A 6081-nucleotide genomic window follows, 5' to 3' on the forward strand; every position below is an offset into this window, starting at 1 on the left:
TGGGCCGGTGCCGGCGGGGTCGCGGTGGAGGTGCGGATCCGCGGGCGGGAACGCGAACTGCCGCCCGGCGTCGGCCTGTCCGGGTACCGGATCCTGCGGGAGGCGCTCGCCAACGTGGTCCGGCACGCGGGCGCGGCCCGGGCCCGGGTGGAGGTCGAGTACCGGGACGAGGAGCTGTGGCTGGAGGTCACGGACGACGGGCCCGGGGACGGCGCGCCTCCACGCCCCGCACCCGGTGGCGCCGGTGGCGCGGGCCTGGCCGGGATGCGGGAGCGGGTGGCCCTGTACGGCGGTTGGTGCGTGGCCGGGCCGACCCCGGCGGGCGGCTTCCGCGTCAGCGCGGGGCTGCCACTGGCCGGGGCCGACTCCGGGTCGGGCTCCGCAGAGCCGGAGCACCGGCCGTGACGGTCCGGGTCGTGGTCGCCGACGACCAGGCCCTGGTCCGCGCCGGGTTCGCCGGGATCCTGCGCCTCGCCCCGGGCTTCACGGTGGCGGGGGAGGCCTCGGACGGCGCGGAGGCCGTCGAACTCGCCCACCGGGAACGGCCGGACGTCGTTCTCATGGACATCCGGATGCCCGGCCTGGACGGTATCGAGGCCACCCGCCGGATCACCGCCGGAGCTTCCGGCAGCCGGGTGCTGATCCTCAGCACCTACGCGCTCGACACCTATGTGCGCGGCGCGCTGCGCGCCGGGGCGGCGGGCTTCCTGCTCAAGGACGCCGAACCCGCCGAACTCCTCGCCGCGGTAAGGGCGGTGGCCGCCGGCGAGGGTGCGCTCGGGCCCGGCATCGCCCGGCGCCTGATCACCGAGCTGACCGAGTTGCTGGCCGCCGGGCCGGGCATCGCCGACGAGGACCCGGTGCGGGCCGGGGCGCGCACCGCCCTCCTCGCCCTCACGGCCCGCGAGCGCGAGGTGCTGGCCCTGGTCGGCGACGGGCTCACCAATCCCGAGATCGCCGCGCGCCTCCATATCACCGAGGGCACCACCAAGACCCACATCGGCCGGCTGCTCCACAAGCTCGCGGCCCGCGACCGCGTCCGCCTCGCCATCCTCGCCCACCGGGCGGGACTGTCGCGCTGAGACCCGCTCGGAGGGACGGCGCGAGGTTTTACCAAACGGTCGACCAACGGGCCCGGCCGCTCGGATAGCGTCCAGCACGTCCCCTTCGAACACATCGCGGTCCTGTCCTGCCTCCACGGCGGGTCGGGCCCGCCATGGAGGTATGCCGTGAACCCGACCGCCGTGAACCCGACCGCCGTGAACCCGATCGACCTGTCCGCCGCCGCGTCCGCGCTGCCCGCCCCCTGGGCGTCCCACCTGCTCGGACAGGTGGGCACGGCCGCCGTGAAGGTCCTGCGGATGGACGGGCGGCCGCTGCCCGTCGAGTCGCACGTCAACCCGGAGGTGCTGCTCGTCCTCGACGGCCGCCTCGAACTCCTGCTGGAAGGCGCCGAGGTGACGGTCGGCCCGGGCGAGCTGCTCCGGATCCCGGCGCGCGCGGCCCACGCCGTCCGCCCCGGCAGTCGGGGGACGCTGCTGATCGTCGAGGTCCCCGAGGAGGAGTGAGCCCCGAGCGGTCGGTTCTGTCGTCAGTCCGTGACCCGGTCCGCCGCTTCCCGGGTGATGTCGGCGAAGAGGCGGAACAACGCCGGGCGGGCCTCACCCCGGTCGCGGGCGTACAGGGCGGCCCAGCAGCGGGCGATCCGCTCCCTGGCCCCGGTGCCGGGCCAGGGGTGGGGCAGCAGTTGGGGCGGCAGCAGCGGATCGGGCTCCATGGCGCGGGTGAGCTCGGCGGCCAACTCGACCGCCACGGTCAGGAGTTCGGCGGAGGAGAGCTCGGCGGGGCCGGTGAGCCGGGCGAGACGTGGTCCGGCGACGCGATCGAGGCGGTGGTAGCGGTCGGCGATCTCCGTCAGGGGCCACAGCTCCCGGGCGAGTTCGGCGGGCTCCCGGGTGTCGCCCCGGCGCAGGTCGGTCGTGGTGAGGAGGGTGAGCCCGCCGTGGGCCCCGAGACGGTGGGCCGCCTCCTCGACGTACGGCTCCCAGGCGTTGGCGCTGACGTACAGACCGCCCTGGAGCGGGGCGCCGCCGAGGTGGATGAGCGTCTCGCGCAGGGTGTCCCGGGCGGTGCGCGCCGATTCGGGCACGGCGAAGGCGGCCAGGTGCCAGACGCCGTCCCAGGGCGCGGCCCCGGCGTCCTGGCGGAACGCGTGCCGCAGGAAGTCCGCGTTGGGGGCGAGGGCGCGCACGGTGTCCGGCGTCGCGTGCAGCTGCGCCTTTCGGCCCCGGCCCTCGTGGGTGAACCGGCCCTCGGCGACCAGGCGTTTGACGCACAGCCGCACCTGCTGGTCGCTCATGCCCAGGGTGTTGGCGACGCTGTACAGCTCGTCGGCGCCGACGGTGCCGTCCTCGCGGACCAGCGCGTGGACGAGCATCCGGGTGGGGACCTCGACGTGGTCGGTTCCGGTGCGGTCGGTCCCGGTGCTCACAGTTCTCCCCTGCCGTGGGTGCCGACGGGGCGGCGCATAGTGGTGACCGCGCCGAAGCCGAGCAGTCGGCGCAGGTAGGGCGTCTCCTCGGTCCGTACGGCCGTGAAGCCGCGCCGCTCGTACAGGGCCCGGGCGCGCGGGTTGGTGTCGATCACGTCCAGCCTGATCTCCCGGTAGCCCTGCTCCGCCGCGACGGCGGCCACCTCCTCGATGAGCAGGCTGCCGACACCCCGGCCGCGCAGGTCCGGACTCACGGCGATCCCGTCCATGAGGAGCTGCCCGGGGGCCGGACGGCGTTCGAAGAGGGAGAGGAGCAGGAGCCGGTGCAGTCCGCGCAGGTGTCCGTAGGCGCGCAGCACGGCGCCGGCCGATCCTCCGGTGAGGCCCCGCCCGCCCTGGCGGTACCCGGCGAGGCCGACGAGCTGTCCGTCGAGCAGCGCGCAGACCGCGCGGTCGGCGTTGAAGTGGGCGGCGATGAAGGGCACGGCCTTGTCGGGCGGGTCGAGAGCGGGGCCGAGCTTGCGGCCGAAGGCGTCCCAGTACAGCTCGGCGGCCCGCCGCTCGGCTCCGTCGGGGAGGCCCCGCCGCACGGTCACCGTTCCGGCGCCGGGGCGGCCCGGTGTGTCGAGTCCCATGCTGTGCCTCCGCTTCTCGTCGGGCCTTGGAACCAGGACTCAAATCTATCAGACTCGCCACGACCGTTCTTATGGTGATAGTTCTAGGGCCGGATCAGAACCGGAACCAGAACGGAGGCGGCCGCCCCATGCGTCCGAAAACCGAGCGTCCGAAAACCGTGCGTCCGAAGACCCGGCCCCGACGGCGGGGGCTCCGCATCACCGTGTGGTCGCTCGTCGCGGTGCTGCTGGTGGGTGCCGGTCTCGTCGGCGCGGTGCTGTGGCAGAACTCCTACGCCATGGACGAGCGGCGGGTCTCGATCCGCCACGGCAACCACGTCCTCAACGGCGTGCTCGCCGTCCCCAGGGACGGCCGCGAGCGCCACGGCCTCGTCGTGTACGTCCACGGCGACGGCCCCACCGACGCCACCCACGACGACGGCTACAAGCCCATTTGGGAGGCGAACGCCGAGGCCGGGTACGCCTCGCTCTCCTGGGACAAGCCCGGCGTCGCGGGCGCCCCCGGCAACTGGCTCGACCAGTCCATGGACGACCGGGCCGACGAGGCCGCCGCCGCGATCGCCTGGGCCCGCACCCGCCCCGACATCGACGGCGACCGGATCGGGCTCTGGGGCGCCAGCCAGGCGGGCTGGGTCCTGCCGAAGGTCGCCGCGAGGACGCCCGTGAGCTTCGTTCTCGCCGTCTCGCCCGCGATCAACTGGCTCCGGCAGGGCCGCTACAACCTCCTCGCCGAACTGCGCGCCGAGGGCGCGTCGGCGGCCCGGATCGAGGCCGAGACCGCCCGGAGCGACGCCGTCCGGGCGCTGCTGGCGCGCCACGCGGGCTTCGAGGAGTACCTCGCGGCCATGGGCGGCGACGCGGACGGCATGACCGCCGGCCGCTGGGGCTTCGTCTCCCGGAACCACACTGCCGACGCCACCCGGGACCTCCTGGCCCTGCGCGGCGTCCCGGTGCTGCTGGTCCTCGCGGGCCAGGACACCAATGTGGACACCGCCGACACGGAGCGCGGCTACCGCGAGGCGCTGGACGCGGGCGGCGCGCTGACGGTCGCGCACTACCCGGACGCGGCCCATTCACTGCTCAAGCGGTCCGTCGAGCAGTCGGAGCCCAGGCTCACGCTCACCGCGCTGTTCTCGCCCCGCTCGCTCTTCGCGGACGGATTCCTGGACGGCCAACGGCAGTTCCTCGACGGACTGGGCCGGGCCCCGCGTCGGGGATGAGCCCTCCCGGCGCTCAGCTCCCGGTCACAGCCTCGGCCGCCGCGCGGGCCACCGACTCCACCAGGTCCATTCCGTCGGTGTCGGTCGAATTCCCGTCCGAGACCACGGCGATCAGCAGCTGGTGCCCGTCCCGCTCGACCCGGCCGATGCTGTTGATCACCCACAGGCCGTCCGTGTCCCTCGGCAGCCAGCCGTTCTTCACCTCGTACCCGCCGTTGCTCGCCGCCGCGCCCACGCCCCACCGCTGGTCCTCCTCCACCTCGTCGAGCAGCCCCTGGATGTAGGCGCGGGAGGTGGCGGAGAGCAGCGACTCGTCGGTGAAGACCTGGCGCAGCAGCCGCAGTTGGTCGTCGGCGGTGGTCGAGGTGAGGCCCCAGTAGCCGTCCTGGCCGGCCTCGGTGGCGGTCAGGCCGAAGCGTGCGTTGGCGGCGTCGAGACCCGAGTCCGCGCCTATCTCGTCCCACAGGCCGGTGGCGGAGTCGTTGTCGCTGTTCTCGATCATCGTGGTGGCCAGGTCGCGCTGGGCGGCGGTCGGCGTGGTGCCGAGATCCTGCGTCCGGAGCAGCAGCGCGGCCAGTATGTCGAGCTTGACGATGCTGGCGGTGGCGAAGTCGTGGCCGGGGCCGCCGTAACTGAGCGACTGCCCGGAGTCCAGGTCGGTGACCGCCACCGAGACCGCGCCCTCCGCCCGGTCGACGGCGCTGTGCAGGGCCGCGGCGGCGGCCCCGGCCGTGGCAGCGGGCGCAGGGGCGTCGGTGGGCGCGGCGGTCGGGGTGGGCGCGGCGGTGGCCGGGGTGACCGTCGGCGGGGCGGACGAGGTCGTGTCGGCCACGACGGACATCTGCGAACGGCTCTCGACACCGCCGGACTGCCCCTGCAACGCCGCGGCCACCGCCCCCGCGGCGACGAGGAGGCCGACCGGTACCAACACTCTTGCCCGGGAGACGCTTCGTATCGCCATGATCGATGAGAGTAGGGCGCGCGGCTTTGAACATCCTGAGGACGGCATGGACGTTTTCTCAGGACTCGTCGGCCGCCGAACCGTCCGGATGCGTGACGGCCCTTTCACAGTACTCCCCACCGGAATGCAGCGGCACGGGCCGGAGTCGGCGGAGCATCACGGTGTACGCGGGGCTGCCGGCGACGGGCCGGGTCGGGCCGACCCGGTGGTAGCCCCACGACTCGCAACGGGCCTGCGCGCGGGGCCGGCCGGCCTCGGCCAGGAGGCACACCAAGTCCTCGGGCCGGTCCTCCAGCAGGGCGTCGTGCAGCCGCTCGGCGAGGCCCTGCCCGCGCCAGGCGGGGCGGACCATCAGCTCGGACAGGCCGAAGGTCGCGGCGGGGTCCGGGGCGGGGTCGAGCAGCCCGCGCCACCATTCACGGCCGGCCGCCAGCGGTGCGCCGTAGGCGAAGCCGGTCGGTTCGCGGCCGTCGTAGGAGACGACGCAGGAGAAGCCGGGACGCCTCGTCCAGTGGTCGACGACCAGGTGGAACCGCTGGGTGAACGGGTCGAGCATCCGGTCGGCGCGGGCGTCGACGTGGATGCCGAGCAGCAACTGGTCGAAGTCGAGCGGCAACTCGTGGTGGTAGTGGAGGATCCGGGTGACGGTCACGGGCGGCTCCATCGGTCGCGGCAGCGGTCGGGCCACTCTCGCGCACCGCGCGCGGCCGATGCCAGGCCCTTCCGATTTCCGGCGCCGGTTTTTCGTTGCGGGAACGGTTTCCGGGGCGGCTT

Annotated in this window: 8 protein-coding genes; 4 read left to right on the forward strand and 4 right to left on the reverse strand. The window is 74.2% G+C overall.

Features of this window, described 5'->3' with window-relative positions; genetic code table 11:
- From VR45_RS34090 to VR45_RS34100, 3 genes are all read left to right on the forward strand, one after another.
- The coding region (locus tag VR45_RS34090) for an ATP-binding protein (protein ID WP_045943780.1) at window positions 1–405 on the forward strand (405 nt) is incomplete at its 5' end.
- A complete protein-coding gene (locus tag VR45_RS34095) occupies window positions 402–1082 on the forward strand; it encodes a response regulator transcription factor (RefSeq protein ID WP_045943781.1) in 681 nt (226 codons plus the stop codon). The genes VR45_RS34090 and VR45_RS34095, both read left to right, overlap by 4 nt.
- Before the next feature lie 147 nt (window positions 1083–1229).
- The gene (locus tag VR45_RS34100) at window positions 1230–1568 is read left to right on the forward strand and encodes a cupin domain-containing protein (protein ID WP_234326438.1); all 339 of its coding nucleotides are present in this window, start codon (window positions 1230–1232) and stop codon (window positions 1566–1568) included.
- A 23-nt stretch (window positions 1569–1591) separates the two neighbouring features.
- On the opposite strand, the gene VR45_RS34105 is transcribed toward VR45_RS34100, so the two are convergent.
- Window positions 1592–2437: a PaaX family transcriptional regulator C-terminal domain-containing protein gene (locus VR45_RS34105; protein WP_045943785.1), complete on the reverse strand. Its 846-nt coding sequence runs from the start codon at window positions 2435–2437 to the stop codon at window positions 1592–1594.
- A 50-nt stretch (window positions 2438–2487) separates the two neighbouring features.
- A complete protein-coding gene (locus tag VR45_RS34110) occupies window positions 2488–3126 on the reverse strand; it encodes a GNAT family N-acetyltransferase (RefSeq protein WP_045943782.1) in 639 nt (212 codons plus the stop codon).
- A 158-nt stretch (window positions 3127–3284) separates the two neighbouring features.
- On the opposite strand from VR45_RS34110, the gene VR45_RS34115 reads away from it, so the two are divergent.
- The gene (locus tag VR45_RS34115) at window positions 3285–4346 is read left to right on the forward strand and encodes an alpha/beta hydrolase (protein WP_078897128.1); all 1062 of its coding nucleotides are present in this window, start codon (window positions 3285–3287) and stop codon (window positions 4344–4346) included.
- A 13-nt stretch (window positions 4347–4359) separates the two neighbouring features.
- Here the strand turns inward: VR45_RS34115 and VR45_RS34120 are convergent, their stop codons facing one another.
- Both VR45_RS34120 and VR45_RS34125 read right to left on the reverse strand, forming a co-directional pair.
- Window positions 4360–5307: a serine hydrolase gene (locus VR45_RS34120; protein WP_078897130.1), complete on the reverse strand. Its 948-nt coding sequence runs from the start codon at window positions 5305–5307 to the stop codon at window positions 4360–4362.
- Between the two features lie 58 nt (window positions 5308–5365).
- Window positions 5366–5959 carry a GNAT family N-acetyltransferase gene (locus VR45_RS34125; RefSeq protein WP_063772592.1) on the reverse strand — a complete coding sequence of 198 codons (594 nt, stop codon included), beginning with the start codon at window positions 5957–5959 and terminating at the stop codon, window positions 5366–5368.
- Between the last annotated feature and the right edge of the window lie 122 nt (window positions 5960–6081).

Origin of the sequence: Streptomyces sp. NRRL S-495, from assembly GCF_000966955.1 — a bacterium.
Classification (GTDB): domain Bacteria; phylum Actinomycetota; class Actinomycetes; order Streptomycetales; family Streptomycetaceae; genus Kitasatospora; species Kitasatospora purpeofusca.

What these genes read in the sequence shown, in the direction of transcription:
- VR45_RS34110 (WP_045943782.1), bottom strand. Translation starts at nt 3,126, where the DNA reads ATGGGACTCGACACACCGGGCCGCCCCGGCGCCGGAACGGTGACCGTG.
- VR45_RS34120 (WP_078897130.1), bottom strand. Translation starts at nt 5,307, where the DNA reads ATGGCGATACGAAGCGTCTCCCGGGCAAGAGTGTTGGTACCGGTCGGC.
- VR45_RS34105 (WP_045943785.1), bottom strand. Translation starts at nt 2,437, where the DNA reads ATGCTCGTCCACGCGCTGGTCCGCGAGGACGGCACCGTCGGCGCCGAC.